This is a genomic window from Allobosea sp. FW305-C-101, assembly GCF_058783685.1.
Genome location: NZ_JBYSYT010000015.1, coordinates 39,949 through 57,494, shown reverse-complemented (window position 1 = coordinate 57,494; position 17,546 = coordinate 39,949). Strand labels below are relative to the sequence as shown.

The following is a 17,546-nucleotide window of genomic DNA, read 5'->3' as shown; positions in this document are numbered from 1 at the left end:
TGCGGCATGCGGGCGAGATCGGCGATGACCGGCTCGCCGCCGATGGTCTTGCCGAGGCAGAGCGCGAGCTTGTGCTTCGTCGCCTCGAAATCCTGGCTGGCCAGCAATTCGCGCAGGAAGACGGTCTCGCGGCGGGCGTTGGGCAACTCGATGCCGATCGCGTTCTTGCCCTGCACCACAGCAACACGCGCCGACACCGCGCTCATCGAACGCGCGATGTCGTCAGCCAACGAGATCACGCGGGAGGATTTCGTGCCTGGAGCCGGCTCCAGCTCGTAAAGGGTCACAACCGGGCCGGGGCGCACCTGCGAAATCTCGCCGCGCACGCCGAAATCCTCCAGCACGCCTTCAAGCAACGTGGCGTTCTGTTCCAGCGCATCGGTCGAGACCGCGTTGGCCGCGACCTTCTTCGGCTCGGCCAGGTAGGTCAGCGGCGGCAGTTCGAACGTGTCGCGGTCGAGCAGGGAGGGCTGCGCCTCGCGCTGCATGCGCTTGCCGGGCTTCGGCGCGGCGCGCGGCATGGTCACGCGGGGGGCGTTGAGATCCCGCAGGTCCTGCGGCTCGTCGTCGAGATCGAAGGGCGCGTCGTAGTCGTCGGAAGCTCGATTCGGGCCCGTAACAGAACGGGCGCCGGGCAGCGGCTCAGGGTCGAAATCGGGCAGGCTGCGCCGGCTGGCCGGCGCCTCGCCGAACCGCGGCTCGCGGCGGACGCGGCTGCTGTCGCGGGTCGGAACGACGCCGGTATCGACCGCGGGCTCGGGCGGCTGCGGCAGGCGGCGCAGGATCGCGGCGCGCAAGGCCATCGCGCCATGGGCGAGCCAGCCGATCAGGATGACGGCGATGCCGGGCTCGTCGTCACGGCGCTCCTCGCCGTCGGACCAGCTGTCCTCGGCTTCGTCATTGTCTAGGGCCGGGTCCTCATCGGCGACGAAGCCGAATCCGGCAGCCGCGGTGACGGCAAGGATGGCGATGCCGGCATAGAGGAAGCCGACCAGGCTGCCGACCGCGCTGCCGGCGATGCCGGCGATATTGCGCGTGCCGAAGAGCAGGCCATCACCGACGACGCCACCCATGCCGGTGGGCAGGGGCCAGCGCGGGGTTGCCGGCAAGGCGCTGGCGACGGCGGCGGTGGCGGCGACGCCGACGACCCAGAGGCCCAGCTTCAGCGCGCCACGGTCGAAGATGTGGAAGCGGACGAGCCGGAGCGCCCAGATCACCGGCGGGAAGAGCAGGGCGATGACGCCAAGCCCGATGAGCTGCATCAGGAGATCGGCGACCATGGCGCCGGGGCGGCCGAGCCAGTTGCGGACGGCGCCGCTGGTGGCGTTGTTGAGGCTGGGATCGTCGACGGACCAGCTCGCCAGCGCCGTGGCGACGGCGACCATCAGGGCGAGGACGCCCATCCCGGTCAGCTCCGAGGCGCGGCGCGACAGGAACTCGCGCACCGGGTCCGGCAGGCGGTCCATGAGCGATTGGGAGCGGCGGATCGTGCGCATGCGGTTTCGGGTCTTGTCCGGACTGTCGGGCCGCATCATTCCGGCCATCAGCGGAAGGTTAGGAAGACGAGGTTAAGACCCGCTTAACCTTGAGCCGTGCCGGCGCGTTGCTGCCGTCGATTGTCGGGAGCGGGCGGAACCGGGACGCGATGCCGTTGCTTTGATCTCCCGAACCGGAAGGGAGGTATCCATGACAGAATCGAAGCCCGCTCAAGCCCGGATCGCGAGAATCTGGCGCGGCCGCACGACCCGCGCGAAGGCTGACGAGTATGCGGTCTACCTGCGCAGCGAAGGCGTGACGCCGCTGTTGGAGAAGGCGCTGGGCGCGCAGATGTTCCGCGAGGATCGCGAGGCCGAGACCGAGTTCATCACGATCTCCTACTGGGAAAGCGTCGCGGCGATGTCGCGCTTCGCCGGGCCCGATCCGCGCCGGATCCATCATCTGCCGCGCGATGCGGAGTTCCTGATCGAACTGCCCGCTGGTGTGCAGGTTCTGGAGATCGTCGTGAACGAGTCGGGGCCATGAAAAAGGCCCCGGCAGAGCTGCCGGGGCCGAGTTGCCGCTGGGAGCGGCGGGAGGATCAGCTGTGGTAGGCGCGCTCGCCATGCTCGGCGATGTCGAGGCCTTCGCGCTCCTGGTCGGTGGTGACGCGCAGGCCGACGACCAGGTCGACGATCTTGTACAGGATGGCCGAGCCGACGGCGCTGAACACGATGGTGAACAGCACCGCCTTGATCTGGGCCATGACGGCCGGGCCGAACTCATAGGCACCCACGGCGAGCTCGCCGGGCTTGCTGGAATAGTCCGGGATGCCGGCGCCGCCGAGCGTGGTGTTAACGAGGATGCCGGTCGCGATCGCGCCGATGATGCCGCCGACGCAGTGGATGCCGAAGACGTCGAGCGAATCATCGTAGCCGAGCGCGTTCTTCACCGTCGTGCAGAAGACGAAGCAGACGGCACCGGCGACGAGGCCGAGCATGATCGAGCCCATCGGGCCGGCGAAGCCGGCAGCCGGCGTGACCGCGACGAGGCCGGCGACCGCGCCCGAGACCATGCCCAGCATCGACGGCTTGCCCTTGACCGCCCATTCGACGAAGAGCCAGCCCAGAGCCGCCGCAGCGGTCGCGACGAAGGTGTTGAGCATGGCGAGCCCGGCGGTGCCGTTCGCCTCGAGGTTGGAGCCGGCGTTGAAGCCGAACCAGCCGACCCAGAGGAGCGCGGCGCCGATCAGCGTCATGGTCAGCGAGTGCGGCGCCATCAGTTCCTTGCCGAAGCCGACGCGCTTGCCGATCAGGATGCAGCCGACGAGGCCGGCGATGCCCGCATTGATATGGACGACGGTGCCGCCGGCGAAGTCGAGCGCGCCCCACTTGAAGAGCATGCCGGCATCGGCGTTGACGGCGTCGAGCGCCGCCTGAGCGGCTGCCTTGCCGTCCGCACCGGCCTCGGCGAGGGCCTTGGCGGCATTGCCGACCGCGTCAGGCCCGCCCCAGTACCAGACCATGTGGGCCATCGGGAAATAGATGAAGGTGACCCAGAGCACGGTGAAGAGCAGCAGGGCCGAGAACTTCATGCGCTCCGCGAAGGCGCCGACGATCAGCGCCGGCGTGATGCAGGCGAAGGTCATCTGGAAGCAGACATAGACGAATTCGGGGATGTAGACGCCGTTCGAGAAGGTGCCGGCCACGGTGGTGGCGTCGACGCCCCTGAGGAAAGCCTTGGAGAAGCCGCCGACGAAGTCGTTCAGGCCGCCGCCATTGGTGAAGGCGAGCGAGTAGCCATAGGTGACCCAGAGGATGCAGACGACGCTGACGATGGCGAAGACCTGCGTCAGGACCGAGAGCATGTTCTTCGAGCGGACGAGGCCGCCATAGAACAGGGCGAGGCCGGGAACGGTCATGAGCAGGACGAGGATCGTCGAGCTCATCATGAAGGCGACGTCGCCCTTGTTGGGGACGGGTGGGGTGGCGGGAGCCTGGGCCAGCGCAACGCTGGCCGTCAGCGCCGCCAGTGAGAGGCCAGCCAATCCGGCCCGCAGGGAAGTCCTGAAATTCATCGTCGAAAACTCCTGGAGGTCGGGGCTCAGAGGGCGTCGGTGTCGGTCTCGCCGGTGCGGATGCGCACGGCCTTCTCGATCGACGAGACGAAGATCTTGCCGTCGCCGATCTGGCCGGTGCGGGCGGCGGCGGTTATCGTCTCGATCACCCGGTCGACGAGCTCGTCGGAGACCGCGACCTCGATCTTGATCTTCGGCAGGAAGCTCACGGCGTACTCGGCGCCGCGGTAGATTTCCGTATGACCCTTCTGGCGGCCGTAGCCCTTCACCTCGGTCACGGTCAGGCCGTGCACGCCGACGGCGGTGAGTCCGTCGCGCACCTCCTCCAGCTTGAACGGCTTGATGATCGCCATCACGATTTTCATGTGCTGGGTTTCCCCGTCTGCGCCGCCCGGTCGTCAGCCCCGGCGATCTCGTTGCACTCTCGCGCCTGCGGGACCGCAGTTGCGTCGCAACATGCAATTCAAGGGACGTGCCAACCCGCTCCGGGCGGCGCGAAGGCGCATCCGGAGGTGGAATCGTGGTGGTCATAGGGAAATGGCAGGCGCCACTGCCTAAGATTTAGGCAAGAGACTGGATTCTGCGCAGCTGCCTGAAATCCGGTCAGCCGAGATCGGGCCGGGGCCGGACGAGCCCTTCCTGGGCGACCGAGGCGACGAGGCGGCCTTGCCGGTCGAAGACCAGACCGCGCGAGAAGCCGCGCGCGCCCGAAGTCGAGGGGCTGTCCTGCGAATAGAGCAGCCAGTCATCGGCCCGGAAAGGGCGATGGAACCACAACGCGTGATCTAGGCTCGCAGCCTGGATTTTCCGGTCGAAGACGGTCGCGCCATGGGCGATCAGGCTTGAATCGAGCAGCAGCAGGTCGGAAGCGTAAGCGAGCACGCTCTGGTGGAAGGCCGGCTCGTCCGGCAGCGGCTCGATCGCGCGGATCCAGACGTTGAATTTCGGCTCCAGGCTGCCGCCGCCGCGATAGCGTTCGAGCTCGACCGGGCGGATCTCGATCGGCCGCTTGCGCTGGTAGAAGGTCTGGAGCGGGTTGTGCTCGGGCGCGCTGAAGAGCTTCACCATCTCCTCGCGGTCCGGCAGCTCCTCCGGCATCGGCACCTTCGGCATCGGCATCTGGTGCTCGTAGCCGGCCTCCTCGACATGGAAGGAGGCCGACATGGCGAAGATCGCCTCGCCCTTCTGGATGGCCAGGACGCGTCGCGTGGTGAAGGAGCGGCCATCGCGCAGGCGATCGACCTCGTAGACGATCGGCACCTCGGGGTCGCCTGCCAGCAGGAAATAGGCGTGCAGCGAATGCGGCTGCCGGCCCTCGACCGTTTTGCAGGCGGCATAGAGCGATTGCGCGATCACCTGACCGCCGAAGACGCGCGGCCAGCTCGATTTGGGGCTGCGACCGCGGAACAGGTTGCGCTCGAGCTGCTCGAGGTCGAGAATCGCCGTCAGGGAGGCGCTGATCTGGGACATGGTCGGCGGTATCGCGGTCAGGTTGACGGAACGGCCGGCGGCCCGCACAGGGACAGCCGGTTTCGCCTGGCATCAGCACCGAGGCATCCCGTGGCGTCAAGTCGGCGCGGAGAGAAGGACGATATGGCTATCGAGCAGGGCAGCGGCGCCATGCGCATCGTCATCGCGGGCGGCGGCATTGCCGGGCTGGCGCTGGCGCTCGCGCTGAAGCAGGGGCTGGGCGCGGATTTCTCGGTGATCCTGGCCGATCCGGCACTGGCGGCCGCGCCGCGTGCCGACAACCGGGCCTATGCGGTCGCGGCGGGTGGCCGGGCGATGCTGAAGACGCTCGGCATCTGGGATGCGATTGCGCACACGGCCCAGCCGATGCTGGAGATGATCGTCTCGGACAGCCGGACCGAGGACGCCGTCCGCCCGGTCTTCCTGACCTTCGACGGTGAGGTCGAGCCCGGCGAGCCCTTCGCCCATATGGTCGAGAATGCGGCCCTGGTCGCAGCGCTGAAGGCGTCCTGCGAAGCTTCTGGCGTGGATTTGCGCAGCACGGGCGTGCGGCGTTTCACCGCCGATGATGCGGCGGTCGAGATCGTTTTCGCCGACGGCGCGCGCTGCGAGGCGGCGCTGCTGGTCGCGGCCGACGGTGCCCGCTCGAAACTGCGCGAGCAGGCCGGGATCGACTGGGTCGGCTGGGGCTATGGCCAGTCGGGCATCGTCGCGACGATCGGCCATGAGCGTCCGCATGGTGGCCGGGCGGTCGAGCATTTCCTGCCGTCGGGCCCCTTCGCCATCCTGCCGCTGGCCGATGGCGGGATGCTCGGGCACCGCTCCTCGATCGTCTGGACGGAGCGAACGGAGAATGTCGAGCCGCTGCTCTCGCTGGATACCCAGGACATGTTGGCGGAGATCGAGCGACGCTTCGGGCTCGAACTCGGCGAGATCGCGCTCGAAAGCAAGGTGAGCGCGCATCCGCTCGGCTTCGGCGTGGCTCGGCGCTTCGTCGGCGAGCGGCTGGCTTTGTTGGGCGATGCCGCGCATCTGATTCACCCCATCGCCGGACAGGGGCTCAATCTGGGCCTGAAGGACGTTGCGACGCTGGCCGAGGTGATCGTCGATGCGGCGCGGCTCGGGCTCGATCCCGGCTCGGCCGACGTCCTGGAGGATTACGAGAAGGCGCGGCGCTTCGACACGGTGGCGATGGGCGCGGTGACGGACGGGCTGAACCGCCTGTTCTCGAACGACGCGACGCCGCTCAGGCTGGCGCGCGATCTCGGGCTCGGCATCGTCGACCGGTTGCCGGGGCTGAAGCGCTTCTTCATCCGTGAGGCGGCAGGCGTGGCAGGCGCGCCGCCTCGGTTGCTGAGGGGTGAGGCGCTTTAAGGAGTTCCACGTCATGCTCGGGCTTGACCCGAGCATCTCTTGCAGGAAATGGCGCCTCTATCGGCATGAGATTCTTGGGTCGCCGCTGCGGGCCGCCCAAGAATGACACCCTGTCTCAATCCTCCAGCGGGCGCGCCTCTTCCGGCAGCATGATCGGAATGCCGTCGCGGATGGGATAGGCGAGCTTGGCGGCGCGGCTGATCAGCTCCTGCTTGGCGGCGTCGTATTCCAGCGTCGCCTTGGTCAGCGGGCAGACCAGGATTTCCAGAAGCTTGGGGTCGATGCGGGTGGTCGTGTCGGCTTCGCCGGTCATCGGTCTTTCCGTTTAACAAGTGCATCGGACCGAAAAGCGGATACCGCCTTCCGGTCCGATGTCATGACACTGAGCTTAGATCACTTCGCGCGTCGCGCGCTGGGCAATCTAGCGCTTGCGCGGCAGGTCGGCCAGCATGCCGGCCGCCACCATCAGCTTCGGCAAGGTCAGGCCGGAGCTTGCGATCGCATTGACCGTGCTGCGGGTGCGCTCCGCATCCTCGCCGCGCTCGGCGATCCAGCTCTCCAGCGTGCCCTGCCCCTTGGCGGAGGCCGCGACCTCCTGAGTCAGATTGGACTGGGCGTCGTCGAGGGTCTCGATCGCCCGTTCGCGGGCGAGGCGCTCGTAATCGTCCGTCGCCGGCACGGCGGCGGCCGCCGCCTTGAGGCTCGACAGGCCGAACAGCGCGTCGACGCCGAAATGGATGCGGGCGACCTCGCCGATCTTGCGCTTGCTGCGCTCGGCGATGTCGACGATGTCGGTCGCCTCGGCCAGCGCCGGCAGGCTGGCGATGCGCGTGGCCAGCGCCTCCGGCACACCTTCGGAGGTGAGCACGGCGATGCGCGCCAGCCGTGCCTGCGACGCGGCCTCGGGCAGCAGGGTGCCAAGCTCGCCGGCCAGCTCCTTCACGCCCTTGGCATAGCGCGCGATGGTCTGCTCGATCGTGCCGGGCTTGGCGACGCCGCGCCGCAGGAACCAGCCCATGCGGTTGGTGACGAGCTCCTGCGCGGCGCCATAGAGGCCGAGCTGGGTCTTGCCGGGGATCTTGGCGTCGAGCGCGTCGACCTCGCCGTTGAGGGCGATGAGATCGAAGGAATCGCGTGCGATCGCGTAAGCCGCGGCGATGGCAGGCGCGTCGGAGCGGGTCAGCGCCGCCAGAACCGGGACGAGAGCCGGCCCGCCGCGGTTGACGATCGCGTTGGCGAGCTGCGTCGCGACGATCTCGCGCCGCAGCTTGTGGCTGGCGATCGCGTCCGGATATGCCTCGCGCAGCGCCTTCGGGAAATAGCGGACGAGTTCGCTGGCGAGATAGGGATCGTCAGGCACCGAGGATTCGAGCAGCGCGTCGTGCAGCGAGAGCTTGGCATAGGCCAGGAGCACGGCGAGTTCCGGCCGGGTCAGGCCTTCGCTGCGCTTCTCGCGCTCGGCGAGCTGGGCGTCGCTCGGCAGGTACTCGACCGAGCGGTCGAGTTTTCCGTCCTGCTCCAGCGTCTGCATCAGGAAGCGCAGGCCCGGCGTCGCGGCCGAGCCTTGCGCTTCGGTCAGCGAGAGCGCCAGCGTCTGCAGGTAGTTGTTGCGCAGGACGAGATCGCCGACCTCGTCGGTCATCGCGGCGAGCAGTTCGTTGCGCTTGTCTTCCTTCAGGCGGCCGTCCTTCACCGGGCCGGCGAGCGCGATCTTGATGTTGACCTCGACGTCGGAGGTGTTGACGCCGGCCGAGTTGTCGATCGCGTCGGTGTTGAGCTTGACGCCCCTGCGCGCGGCCTCGATGCGGCCGCGCTGGGTGACGCCGAGATTGGCACCCTCGCCGATGACCCGCGCCCGGAGATCGTTGCCGGTGATGCGGATCGCGTCATTGGCGCGGTCGCCGACCTGCGCGTCGGTCTCGTCGGTGGCGCGGATATAGGTGCCGATGCCGCCGAACCAGAGCAGATCGACGCGGCTTTTGAGGATCGCCGTCATCAGCTCGGGAGGTGAGACCTCCTTCTTGTCGAGGTCCAGCAGCGCGCGCATCTCGGCCGACAGCGGGATGCTCTTGGCCTGGCGCGAGAACACGCCGCCGCCCTTCGAGATCAGGCTCTTGTCGTAATCGGCCCAGGAGGAGCGCGGCAGGGCGAAGAGGCGCTGGCGCTCGGCCAGCGACTTCGCCGTGTCCGGATCGGGATCGAGGAAGATGTCGCGATGGTCGAAGGCCGCGACGAGCTTGATCGCCGGCGAGAGCAGCATGCCGTTGCCGAAGACGTCGCCCGACATGTCGCCGACGCCGGCGACGGTGAAGGGCGTGGTCTGGATGTCGATATCGACTTCGCGGAAATGGCGCTTCACCGCTTCCCAGCCGCCGCGGGCCGTGATGCCCATGCCCTTGTGGTCGTAGCCCTGCGAGCCGCCCGAAGCGAAGGCGTCGCCGAGCCAATGATGCTTCTCCAGCGAGATCGCGTTGGCGGTGTCGGAGAAGGTCGCGGTGCCCTTGTCGGCAGCGACGACGAGATAGGGGTCGTCGCCGTCATGGCGCACCGTGTCCGGCGGCGGCACGATGGTTTCGCCGTTGAGGTTGTCGGTGAGCTCGAGCAGGTTGCGGATGAAGATGCGGTAGCTCTCGGTGCCCTCGGCGAGCCAGGCGGCGCGATCCGAGGCCGGCGGGAGCTGCTTCGGGAAGAAGCCGCCCTTGGCGCCGACCGGCACGATCACCGCGTTCTTGACCTGCTGCGCCTTGACGAGGCCGAGCACCTCGGTGCGGAAATCCTGCGGCCGGTCGGACCAGCGCAGGCCGCCGCGGGCGACCTTGCCGAAGCGCATATGCACGCCCTCGACGCGCGGCGAATAGACGAAGATCTCGTAGAGCGGGCGCGGCAGCGGCAACCCGTCGACCCGGGCGCAGTCGAACTTGAAGGTGATGGTCTGGCGCGGCTGTCCGTCCGGGCCGATCTGGAAGAAGTTTGTGCGCAAGGCGGCATCGACCAGGTTGACGAGGCGGCGCAGGATGCGGTCGTCGTCGAGGCTGGTGACGGCGTCGAGGGCCTGCTCGATCTCGGCATGTTTCTGGGCCATGCGCTGCTCGCGCTCGCCGGCTGGCACGCGCGGGTCGAACTTGGCCGTGAAATAGGCGAGGAGGCTCGACGCTATGTCGGGATGGCGGGTCAGCGCGTCGGCGATATAGCCCTGGGCATAGGGGGCGCCGGCCTGACGCAGATAGCGGCCGAAGGCACGCAGCAAGGCGGCCTCACGCCAGCCGAGGCCGGCGACCAGCACGAGCTGGTCGAACCGGTCGGATTCCGCGAAACCACGGAACTGCGCCATCAATGCCGCTTCGATGGTCGGATCGAGATGCTCGATATCGATCTCGCCGTCGTCGGCGCGCTCCAGCGTCATATCATGGAGCCAGATCCGGACCGCGTCGCCATTGCCTTGCGGCATGACGTTGTAGGTCCGCTCGTTGACGACGCGGAAGCCCATGTTCTCCAGCACCGGGACGCGGGCCGAGAGCGAGATCGGCGCGCCGCGCGAGAAGACCTTGAGGTTGGCGCGCTTGGCGTCGTCGCCCTCGCGCCGGTAGAGATTGACGGCGCGGCCGCGCTCCGGCGTGAGCTGTTGGAGCATCTCGATATCGACGAGTGCGTCGGCGGCCGAGAAGCGCTCGCGATAGGCAGCGCCGAAGGCCTCGGCATAACGTTCGGCCAGCGCGCGGGCGGCGGGGCCGGCCTTCTCCTGGTCGAGCACGTCCTTGAGACCGTCACCCCAGGTGCGGACGATGGCGCTGATGCCGGCTTCCAGCGTCGAGCGCTCGACGCGCGGGGTTTTGCCCTCGTCGCGGCCGATGATGTAGTGGGTGCGCGAGAGCGGCCCCTCGGGATAGGCGGGATAGGCGGCCGAGAGGCGCCCGCCAAAGATCCGCGCCAGGAAATCGCCGACGCGCAGGCGCACCGTGGTGTCGTAGCGGTCCTTCGGGATGAAGACGAGGATCGAGACGAAGCGGTCGAACTCGTCGACGCGGGCGAGCGCGCGGATGCGCGGCCGCTCGGTGAGCTGGAGGATGTCGAGCGCGAACTGCTCCAGCGTCGCGACATCGATCTGGAAGAGCTCGTCGCGCGGATAGGCGTCGAGCACGTTCATCAGCGCTCGGCCGGAATAGCTTGCCGGATCGAAGCCGATATTCTTGGCGACGCGCGCGACCTTGAGGCGCAGATACGGAATCGCGCGGGCCGAGCCGGTATAGGCGTTGGAGGTCAGCAGGCCGACGATGCGCAATTCGCCGTCGAGCCGGCCGTCCGGCGTGAACAGCTTGACGCCGACATAGTCGAGATGGACGCGCCGGTGGACGCGGCTCTTGACGTTGGCCTTGGTGATGATGAGCGCCTGGGGCTTGGCCAGGAAGGAGCGCAGCTCCGGCGTGACCGTGACCAGCTCGCGGCCCTTGCGCAGGACCTTGACCGTGGGATCGCGCAGGATGCCGAGGCCCGAGCCCTCGATCGGATCGGCCGCGACGTCACCGCCCGGGAAGCGATAGGCGCGGATGCCGAGCAGGGTGAAGTTGTCACCGGCGATCCATTCGAGGAATTGCAGCGCCTCGTTGATCTCGTCCTCCGGCAGCGGCGGCGGATTGGCGCGATAGGCCTGGATCACCTCGGTGATGCGGCCGCGCATCGCGGCCCAGTCGTCGACGGCGAGCGCGACATCGGCATAGACGTGGTCGAGCCCGGCGCGCAGCTTCTCGCGGGCTTCCGGCGTATCGATGCGCGGGACGTGGATATGGAGCAGGCTCTCGCGGCGCGTGCCCTCGGGGGCGCGGCCAGCGGCTTCGCCGGCGAGCGAGGTGAACTTGCCCTTGGCGTCGCGGGCGACGGCCAGGATCGGGTGGGCGACGAGGCGCGGCTCATGGCCCTGCTCCTGCAATTCGGCGAGCGTCGAATCGAGCAGGAACGGCTTGTTGTCGTTGACGACCTCGAGGACGGTGAGCTGGTTCTTGCGCTCGCCCTCGCCGTATTCCTCGTCGCGGAAGCGTAGGTTGATCGTGTCGGGCTTGCGCGGCTGGGCGAGCTGCTCGAAGGCGGCAGCGGCGGTGCGGGCGAGCATCTCGGCCGGAAGGGCCTCGAGATCCTCGGCGACGGAGCGACCAAAAAGCAGGCGGGGGAATTCGGCGGGCATCGAACTCTTCAGTCCGGTGGCTGCGGCCTCGATCGCTGCGATTGCGCCCGCAGTCGCGTTCGTCACCCGTTTGCCCATGTCCCAACCCCAGTTGTTTTGCCGCAGCGATGACATAGGCTGCGGAGCCTTTCAACTTGCCGTGCCTGAAAAAGCGGCAAACTGACGCTGCCCCCGACTCGATAGGACACACCATGGCAACAAAGCATGACAAACCCAAGGTGGGAGAAGAGCCGGCGCGTCAGGATTCGCCGCCGGCCGTGATGGCGCTGGACCTGAAACCGGGTTCGCTCTCGGCCGAAAACCAGGCCTATTTCGCGAAATGCCAGGAGAAGCTCGGCTTCGTGCCGAATGTGCTCTCCTCCTATGCCCATGACGACGCCAAGCTCACGGCCTTCGCCGCCTTCTACAACGACCTGATGCTGGCGCCGTCCGGCCTGTCGAAGCTGGAGCGGGAGATGATCGCGGTCGCGGTCTCCAGCGTGAACCGTTGCTATTACTGCCTCACCGCCCATGGCGCGGCCGTGCGTCAGCTTTCCGGCGATCCCGTACTGGGCGAGCTGATGGTGATGAATTACCGGGCGGCGGACTTGGCGGTGCGGCACCGCGCCATGCTGGATTTCTCGGTCAAGCTGACGGAGACGCCGCATCTGATCGGCGAGGACGACCGGGAAGCCCTGCGCAAGGCCGGATTCGGGGAGCGCGATATCTGGGATATCGGCGCCGTCGCCTCCTTCTACAACATGTCGAACCGGATGGCCTCGGCCGTCGATATGCGGCCTAATGCCGAATATCACGGGCAGGCGCGGTAGAATCAGCTGATGCCCGGCATCTCCGGATGCCGGCCGCTGCCTGAAGCGATGCCCCAAAAGAAAAACGGCCGGCGCAATGCCAGCCGCTAGTTGGCCTCGACTCGGTGGCCCGGCTCCGCCCGAACTCCGGGGGGCTGGGGGGCTGACAAACCGGCGATCAGCGAAACCGGGCCGTCGAGGCAACGAGGGGAGTTGAACGTCGCAACTTGGCGCTCGCTTGGCGCGTTCGCGGCGAAAATGGGGCATTCGCTGAGAACGCCGACCCAGAGTGCGAGAGCGGTCTCTTGCCAGCACAGGACCGCGGGCGCATCATCCGGGCATGATTTGGTGAGGCCCCGACCAGGGAGGCGCCATGAGCGAGAGCGAAACGCCACAATCGCAGACCGCGAGCGCGGTTGTGAACTTCCCCGCGCCCGCGCGACAGATTCCCGTGACCTTCGACCGGCGCGAACTCAGCGAGTTGCTCAATCTCTATGGCCGGATGGTCGCGGCCGGCGAATGGCGCGACTACGCCATCGATTTCCTGAAGGACAAGGCGCAGTTCTCGGTGTTCCGGCGCTCGTCGGAGATGCCGCTTTACCGGATCGTCAAGGACCCGGCGCTGGCGCGACGGCAGGGCGCCTATTCGGTCGTCGCGGCGACCGGGCTGATCCTGAAGCGCGGCTCGGAGCTCTCGCGCGTGCTCAAGGTGCTCGACAACAAGCTCAGCGTGGTGAGCTGAGGCGTCACGGACCGGACAGTTGTTCGAGCCCTCATCCTGAGGAGCGCCGAAGGCGCGTCTCGAAGGATGCTTCAGGAGGTTCTGGGGACAGCTGGACCATCCTTCTAGACGCCGCTGACGCAGCTCCTCAGCATGAGGCTGTTAAGGTCAGAATTCCGGCGGCGTGCGGCCGCCCTCGCCCAGCTCCTTCTGCATCAGCATCTGGTCGAGCCAGCGGCCGTGCTTGAAGCCGACCTTTTCGGCGACGCCGATCAGGCGGAAGCCGGCGCGCTCATGCAGGCGGCGCGAGCCGACCGAGGCGCCGGTGCCGTCGCCGATCACTGCGATCATCTGGCGGAAGCCGCGCTCGGTGCAGGCCTGCATCAGGGCGTCGAGCAGCAGGCTGCCGATTCCCAACCCCTGCGCCGTGGGCGCGAGATAGATCGAGTTCTCGACGGTGGCGCGATAGGCCGGGCGCGGCCGATAGGCGCCGGCATAGGCATAGCCGAGGATGGCGCCGCTCCTTTCGGCGACGAGATAGGGATAGCCGCCGGCCAGGATCGCCTCGAAGCGTCGTTGCATCTCGGCCTCGTTTGGCGGCTCCAGCTCCCAGGAGGCGGTGCCGTGCAGCACCGCATGGGCGTAGATCGCGGTGATGGCAGAGATGTCGGCGGGAAGGCCGGGGCGGATCGAAGGCGTCGTCATGCCCAAAGCATGAGCAATGCCCGTGCCAAAAGGAAAGGTCCGCCCAAAGAAAAAGCCCCGGCCGTGGGGCCGGGGCTTCAACTCTTCGATTTTGCATCGGCTTTGTCCGAAAACCGCGTTCCACTTTTCGGGCCGATGCTCTCGCTCCCCGTTCAGGAGCCCGTCGTTCTCACTCGCGGTTGCCGATCAGCGAGAGCAGGAACTGGAACATGTTGATGAAGTTCAGGTAGAGCGACAGCGCGCCGTTCACCGAGAGCTTCGCAGCTTCCTCCGGGCCGAGCTCGGAGTAGAGATACATCTCCTTCAGGCGCTGGGTATCCCAGGCGGTCAGGCCGGCAAAGATGCCGACGCCGACCAGCGAGATGACGAAGCCCAGAGCGCCCGAACCCAGGAAGATGTTCACGATCGAGGCCAGCATCAGGCCGATCAGGCCCATGACCAGGAACGAGCCCATGCCGGAGAGCGACTTCGAGGTGGTGTAGCCATAGAGGCTGAGGCCACCGAAGGCCGCCGCGGTGATGAAGAAGACCTGCACCACCGACGCGCCGGTGTAGCGGATCAGGATCGTCGAAAGCGAGACGCCCATCACCGCCGCGAAGGCGAAGAACATCGTCCGGGCGGACGAGGCCGACATCTTGTCGGCGCGGAACGAGAAAAAGAAGATGAAGGCCAGCGGCGCCAGCGCGACCACCCACATCAGCGGCGTGCCATAGAGCAGCTGGCCGAAGGAGGTCAGGTAGGTGTTGCCGATCTTGGCGGCGGCATTGGCCTGATCGGTCACGGCCATCTTGTTGACGCCGAGCGCGAACAGCGCCGAGATCGCAAGGCCGATCACCATGTTGTTGTAGACGCCGAGCATGAACGAGCGCAGGCCCTGATCCATCTCGACGGCGCTGGTCTGCTGTGCGCGGCCGGCACCCCAGACTGGAGCATTGCGGTCGAAGTTGCTCATTAAGAGAGTTTCCCCTGACGTAGTTTCGGACGACGGAGAGCGCGCAAGCGCCAGCCGTCCTCGCGCACGAAAAGTCGCGATGACGGGAATATGGGCGGCTTTGCCGGTTCTTACAAGAGCCCGCCATGGTTAAGGCCGGACCCGGTATAGAAGTTCGGCGCTGCACATAGGCAGAATTACAGGATCTTAATGTCTATCGAGAGTCGTTCTCAGATAGTCATCATAAATTCCTGAGATGAGAAGCCGGCGCTTTCGTCAGTATTTTTATCGTACCGACGAGCCCGAACAGGACGGTAACCCCGACGGCGGCAGTTGCAGCCAGTATAGCTCCTCTGGGATCACTGACGAACTCGATCCGCATCACTTGCGTGACGATGCCCCAGCCCGCCGCTGTACCCGCAAGAACGCCGAAGACGGCCGCGACGAAGCCGATGGCGGCGTATTCAAGGGCGTACGACGAAAGTATGAAGCGGCGGGTCGCGCCCAGCGTCTTCAGGATCATCGCGTCATAGAGCCGCGCCCGCTGGCCGGCCGCGAGCGCGCCGCCGAGCACGAGCAGGCTCGCCGCGATGGCGAGGCCGGAGGCGCCGCGGATCGCCATGGCGAGCTGGGCGACGATGGTGTTGACCGCTTCGAGCGCGTCCTTGACCCGCACCGCCGTCACCGCCGGGAAGTCGAGCGCGAGGCGTCGCATCAGCACGGCGTCGGTCGCGCCCTTGCCGTCCGGGCTCGCCGCGATGGTGGCGAGATTGGTGTGCGGCGCGCCGGCGAAGGTGTTGGGCGAGAACACCATGACGAAATTGATGCCGAAGGAGCGCCAGTCGACCGTGCGGAAATTGGCGACGCGGGCCGTGATATTGCGGCCGAGCACGTTGACGGTGAGCCTGTCGCCGATCTTCAGGCCGATCCCGGCGGCGTTCTGCGCGTCGAAGGAGACGAGCGGTTCGCCGCGATAATCGGCCGGCCACCATTCGCCGGCCGCGACGCGCGAGCCCTCGGGAAGTGCGGCCGCATAGGTGATGCCGCGATCGCCGTCGAGCACCCAGGCGGATTGCTCGCTCGCCTTGATGTCCTCGGCGCGGGTCTGGTTCACCGAGACGATGCGGCCGCGCATCATCGGCACGCGCTCAGTTCTGGCGCCCGGGCGCTCGGCCGCGAGGAAGGCGTCGAAGCGCTCGGAATCGCGGCTGGGCACGTCGAGGAAGAAGAAGCTCGGCGCCTTGTCGGGCAGGGCTCCGGTGAGCTGCCGGGTCAGGCTGACATCGATGAAGGACAGCGCCGAGAGCAGGGCGACGCCGAGGCCCAGCGAGAGCACGAGCGCCGGCGTCAGCGCGCCCGGCCGGTGGCTGTTGGCGAGCGCCATGCGCAGCGCCGGCCGGCGCGGGCGCGGGATGCGGCGGGCCAGGGCCATCAAGCCGAGCGAGACGGCGCGCAGCAGCAGGAAGACGCCGAACATCACGCCGATATAGATCAGCGCGATCCGGCGATCGTAGGCGAAGCCGATGGCGACGCCGGCAAGGCCGGCGAGCGCCAGCACGCAAAGCACGAGATAGATCGCACGAGGGCGGCGCGGATCGGGCTCGACCTTGTCGCGGAACAGGGCGGAGACGGGGATGTCATGGGCGCGCCCAAGCGGGATGATCGCGAAGACGAATGCCGTCAGCAGCCCGTAGAGCGCGGCGATGGCGAGTTCGCTCGGGGCCAGCGTCGGCTCGAACGGCACGGGCAGGATGCTCTGGACGATCGCGCCGAGACCGAAGGGGGCGGCTGCACCGAGCACGAGGCCGATGGCCGTGCCGATCGCGGCGACGAGCATGACCTCGGTCAGGTGGATCGCGACGACGCGCCCGCCGGTGGCGCCGACCGCCTTCATCGTCGCGAAATCGAGCTTCTTGGCCTCGACGAAGCGACGCACGGCATTAGCGACGCCGACGCCGCCGACCAGCAGGGCGGTGAGGCCGACGAGCGTCAGGAATTGGGTGAAGCGCTCGAGATTGCGCTGGAAGCTCGGCGCCGCATTGGCGCGGGAGCGGATTTCCCAGCCGGCGTCGCGCTGCTGTGCGCCGGCATCGGTGATCAGCTTCTCAAGATCGGCATCGCTCGTTGCGGTCTGCGGCAGCTGGAGGCGGTAGGTCCAGCGAATTAGGCTGCCGGGCTGGATCAGGCCGGTCGCCCTCAGCGCGTCCTGCGACATGAGGAGGCGCGGCCCGAAGCCGACGCCGGCCGCGATCTTGTCAGGCTCGGAGATCAGATTGGCGCGCAGCTGGATTTTGGCGCCGCCGACCGTGACGATGTCGCCGGGCTTGAGGTCGAGCCGGCCGAACAGGACGGAGTCAGCGACCGCACCATAGGCGCCATCGCGCTGGTCGAGCAGGCCGGGCAACGGGGCCTGCGGGTCGGTCTCGACCGTGCCGATGCTCGGATAGGCGGCATCGACCGCCTTGATCTCGACCAAGGCCGCGCCCTTCTCGCCGGCATTGGCCATGCCGCGCATGGTCGCGATGCTGGAGACGGTGCCGCGCGCGGTCAGGAAGGCGAGTTCCGCCGGCGCGGCCTCGCGATGGATCAGGCTGAAGGCGGCGTCGCCGCCGAGGATGCGGCGGCCTTCGCGGGCGAGGCCCTCGGTCAGGCCGCGCGAGGCTGAGGCGACGGCGGCGATGGTCATCACGCCGAGCGCGAGGCAGGCGATGAAGATGCCGAAGCCGCGCAGGCCCGCGCGCAGGTCGCGGATCGCGAGGCGCAGGACGAGCCCGATGCTCGGGGTTCGGTAGGCCGGGCTTTGGGACGGCTTGACGGGTGCGTGCATC

13 protein-coding genes are annotated in these 17,546 nt (G+C 67.6%); 4 read left to right on the top strand and 9 right to left on the bottom strand.

What is annotated here, in order from left to right; genetic code table 11:
* Positions 1-1,496 (bottom strand): DNA translocase FtsK (locus AC3WMA_RS27025; protein ID WP_492288340.1); only part of this gene is annotated, 1,496 nt, incomplete at its 3' end.
* A gap of 190 nt (positions 1,497-1,686) precedes the next feature.
* Here AC3WMA_RS27025 and AC3WMA_RS27020 point away from each other — a divergent pair.
* Positions 1,687-2,022 (top strand): hypothetical protein, encoded by a 336-nt coding sequence (locus AC3WMA_RS27020; protein WP_492288339.1) that lies wholly within the window; start codon positions 1,687-1,689, stop codon positions 2,020-2,022.
* 55 nt (positions 2,023-2,077) lie between these two features.
* Here the strand turns inward: AC3WMA_RS27020 and AC3WMA_RS27015 are convergent, their stop codons facing one another.
* From AC3WMA_RS27015 to tesB, 3 genes are all read right to left on the bottom strand, one after another.
* Complete coding sequence (locus tag AC3WMA_RS27015) at positions 2,078-3,553, bottom strand: ammonium transporter (protein WP_492288338.1); 1,476 nt, start codon at positions 3,551-3,553, stop codon at positions 2,078-2,080.
* A gap of 26 nt (positions 3,554-3,579) precedes the next feature.
* Positions 3,580-3,918 (bottom strand): P-II family nitrogen regulator, encoded by a 339-nt coding sequence (locus AC3WMA_RS27010; RefSeq protein ID WP_199085746.1) that lies wholly within the window; start codon positions 3,916-3,918, stop codon positions 3,580-3,582.
* A gap of 238 nt (positions 3,919-4,156) precedes the next feature.
* Positions 4,157-5,023 (bottom strand): acyl-CoA thioesterase II, encoded by an 867-nt coding sequence (gene tesB, locus AC3WMA_RS27005; RefSeq protein WP_492288337.1) that lies wholly within the window; start codon positions 5,021-5,023, stop codon positions 4,157-4,159.
* Between the two features lie 123 nt (positions 5,024-5,146).
* Between tesB and AC3WMA_RS27000 the strand changes: the two genes are divergently transcribed.
* Complete coding sequence (locus AC3WMA_RS27000; protein WP_492288336.1) at positions 5,147-6,397, top strand: ubiquinone biosynthesis hydroxylase; 1,251 nt, start codon at positions 5,147-5,149, stop codon at positions 6,395-6,397.
* 115 nt (positions 6,398-6,512) lie between these two features.
* Here the strand turns inward: AC3WMA_RS27000 and AC3WMA_RS26995 are convergent, their stop codons facing one another.
* Together AC3WMA_RS26995 and AC3WMA_RS26990 are read right to left on the bottom strand one after the other, a co-directional pair.
* Positions 6,513-6,710: a Trm112 family protein gene (locus AC3WMA_RS26995; protein ID WP_336814632.1), complete on the bottom strand. Its 198-nt coding sequence runs from the start codon at positions 6,708-6,710 to the stop codon at positions 6,513-6,515.
* 108 nt (positions 6,711-6,818) lie between these two features.
* Positions 6,819-11,651, bottom strand: a complete 4,833-nt coding sequence (locus tag AC3WMA_RS26990; RefSeq protein ID WP_492288335.1) for an NAD-glutamate dehydrogenase — start codon at positions 11,649-11,651, stop codon at positions 6,819-6,821.
* Positions 11,652-11,833: 182 nt separating this feature from the next.
* Between AC3WMA_RS26990 and AC3WMA_RS26985 the strand changes: the two genes are divergently transcribed.
* Both AC3WMA_RS26985 and AC3WMA_RS26980 read left to right on the top strand, forming a co-directional pair.
* The gene (locus AC3WMA_RS26985) at positions 11,834-12,382 is read left to right on the top strand and encodes a peroxidase-related enzyme (protein WP_492288343.1); all 549 of its coding nucleotides are present in this window, start codon (positions 11,834-11,836) and stop codon (positions 12,380-12,382) included.
* Positions 12,383-12,734: 352 nt separating this feature from the next.
* A complete protein-coding gene (locus tag AC3WMA_RS26980; RefSeq protein ID WP_492288334.1) occupies positions 12,735-13,103 on the top strand; it encodes a DUF2794 domain-containing protein in 369 nt (122 codons plus the stop codon).
* A gap of 147 nt (positions 13,104-13,250) precedes the next feature.
* On the opposite strand, the gene AC3WMA_RS26975 is transcribed toward AC3WMA_RS26980, so the two are convergent.
* From AC3WMA_RS26975 to AC3WMA_RS26965, 3 genes are all read right to left on the bottom strand, one after another.
* Positions 13,251-13,787: a GNAT family N-acetyltransferase gene (locus AC3WMA_RS26975; RefSeq protein ID WP_492288333.1), complete on the bottom strand. Its 537-nt coding sequence runs from the start codon at positions 13,785-13,787 to the stop codon at positions 13,251-13,253.
* A gap of 169 nt (positions 13,788-13,956) precedes the next feature.
* Positions 13,957-14,739 carry a Bax inhibitor-1/YccA family protein gene (locus AC3WMA_RS26970; RefSeq protein WP_492288332.1) on the bottom strand — a complete coding sequence of 261 codons (783 nt, stop codon included), beginning with the start codon at positions 14,737-14,739 and terminating at the stop codon, positions 13,957-13,959.
* 220 nt (positions 14,740-14,959) lie between these two features.
* Positions 14,960-17,545, bottom strand: a complete 2,586-nt coding sequence (locus AC3WMA_RS26965) for an ABC transporter permease (protein ID WP_492288331.1) — start codon at positions 17,543-17,545, stop codon at positions 14,960-14,962.
* Between the last annotated feature and the right edge of the window lies 1 nt (position 17,546).

What these genes read in the sequence shown, in the direction of transcription:
- AC3WMA_RS26985 (WP_492288343.1), top strand. Translation starts at nt 11,834, where the DNA reads ATGGCGCTGGACCTGAAACCGGGTTCGCTCTCGGCCGAAAACCAGGCC.
- AC3WMA_RS26980 (WP_492288334.1), top strand. Translation starts at nt 12,735, where the DNA reads ATGAGCGAGAGCGAAACGCCACAATCGCAGACCGCGAGCGCGGTTGTG.
- AC3WMA_RS26990 (WP_492288335.1), bottom strand. Translation starts at nt 11,651, where the DNA reads ATGGGCAAACGGGTGACGAACGCGACTGCGGGCGCAATCGCAGCGATC.
- AC3WMA_RS27020 (WP_492288339.1), top strand. Translation starts at nt 1,687, where the DNA reads ATGACAGAATCGAAGCCCGCTCAAGCCCGGATCGCGAGAATCTGGCGC.
- AC3WMA_RS27000 (WP_492288336.1), top strand. Translation starts at nt 5,147, where the DNA reads ATGGCTATCGAGCAGGGCAGCGGCGCCATGCGCATCGTCATCGCGGGC.
- AC3WMA_RS26975 (WP_492288333.1), bottom strand. Translation starts at nt 13,787, where the DNA reads ATGACGACGCCTTCGATCCGCCCCGGCCTTCCCGCCGACATCTCTGCC.
- AC3WMA_RS27010 (WP_199085746.1), bottom strand. Translation starts at nt 3,918, where the DNA reads ATGAAAATCGTGATGGCGATCATCAAGCCGTTCAAGCTGGAGGAGGTG.
- AC3WMA_RS27015 (WP_492288338.1), bottom strand. Translation starts at nt 3,553, where the DNA reads ATGAATTTCAGGACTTCCCTGCGGGCCGGATTGGCTGGCCTCTCACTG.
- tesB (WP_492288337.1), bottom strand. Translation starts at nt 5,023, where the DNA reads ATGTCCCAGATCAGCGCCTCCCTGACGGCGATTCTCGACCTCGAGCAG.
- AC3WMA_RS26995 (WP_336814632.1), bottom strand. Translation starts at nt 6,710, where the DNA reads ATGACCGGCGAAGCCGACACGACCACCCGCATCGACCCCAAGCTTCTG.
- AC3WMA_RS26965 (WP_492288331.1), bottom strand. Translation starts at nt 17,545, where the DNA reads ATGCACGCACCCGTCAAGCCGTCCCAAAGCCCGGCCTACCGAACCCCG.
- AC3WMA_RS26970 (WP_492288332.1), bottom strand. Translation starts at nt 14,739, where the DNA reads ATGAGCAACTTCGACCGCAATGCTCCAGTCTGGGGTGCCGGCCGCGCA.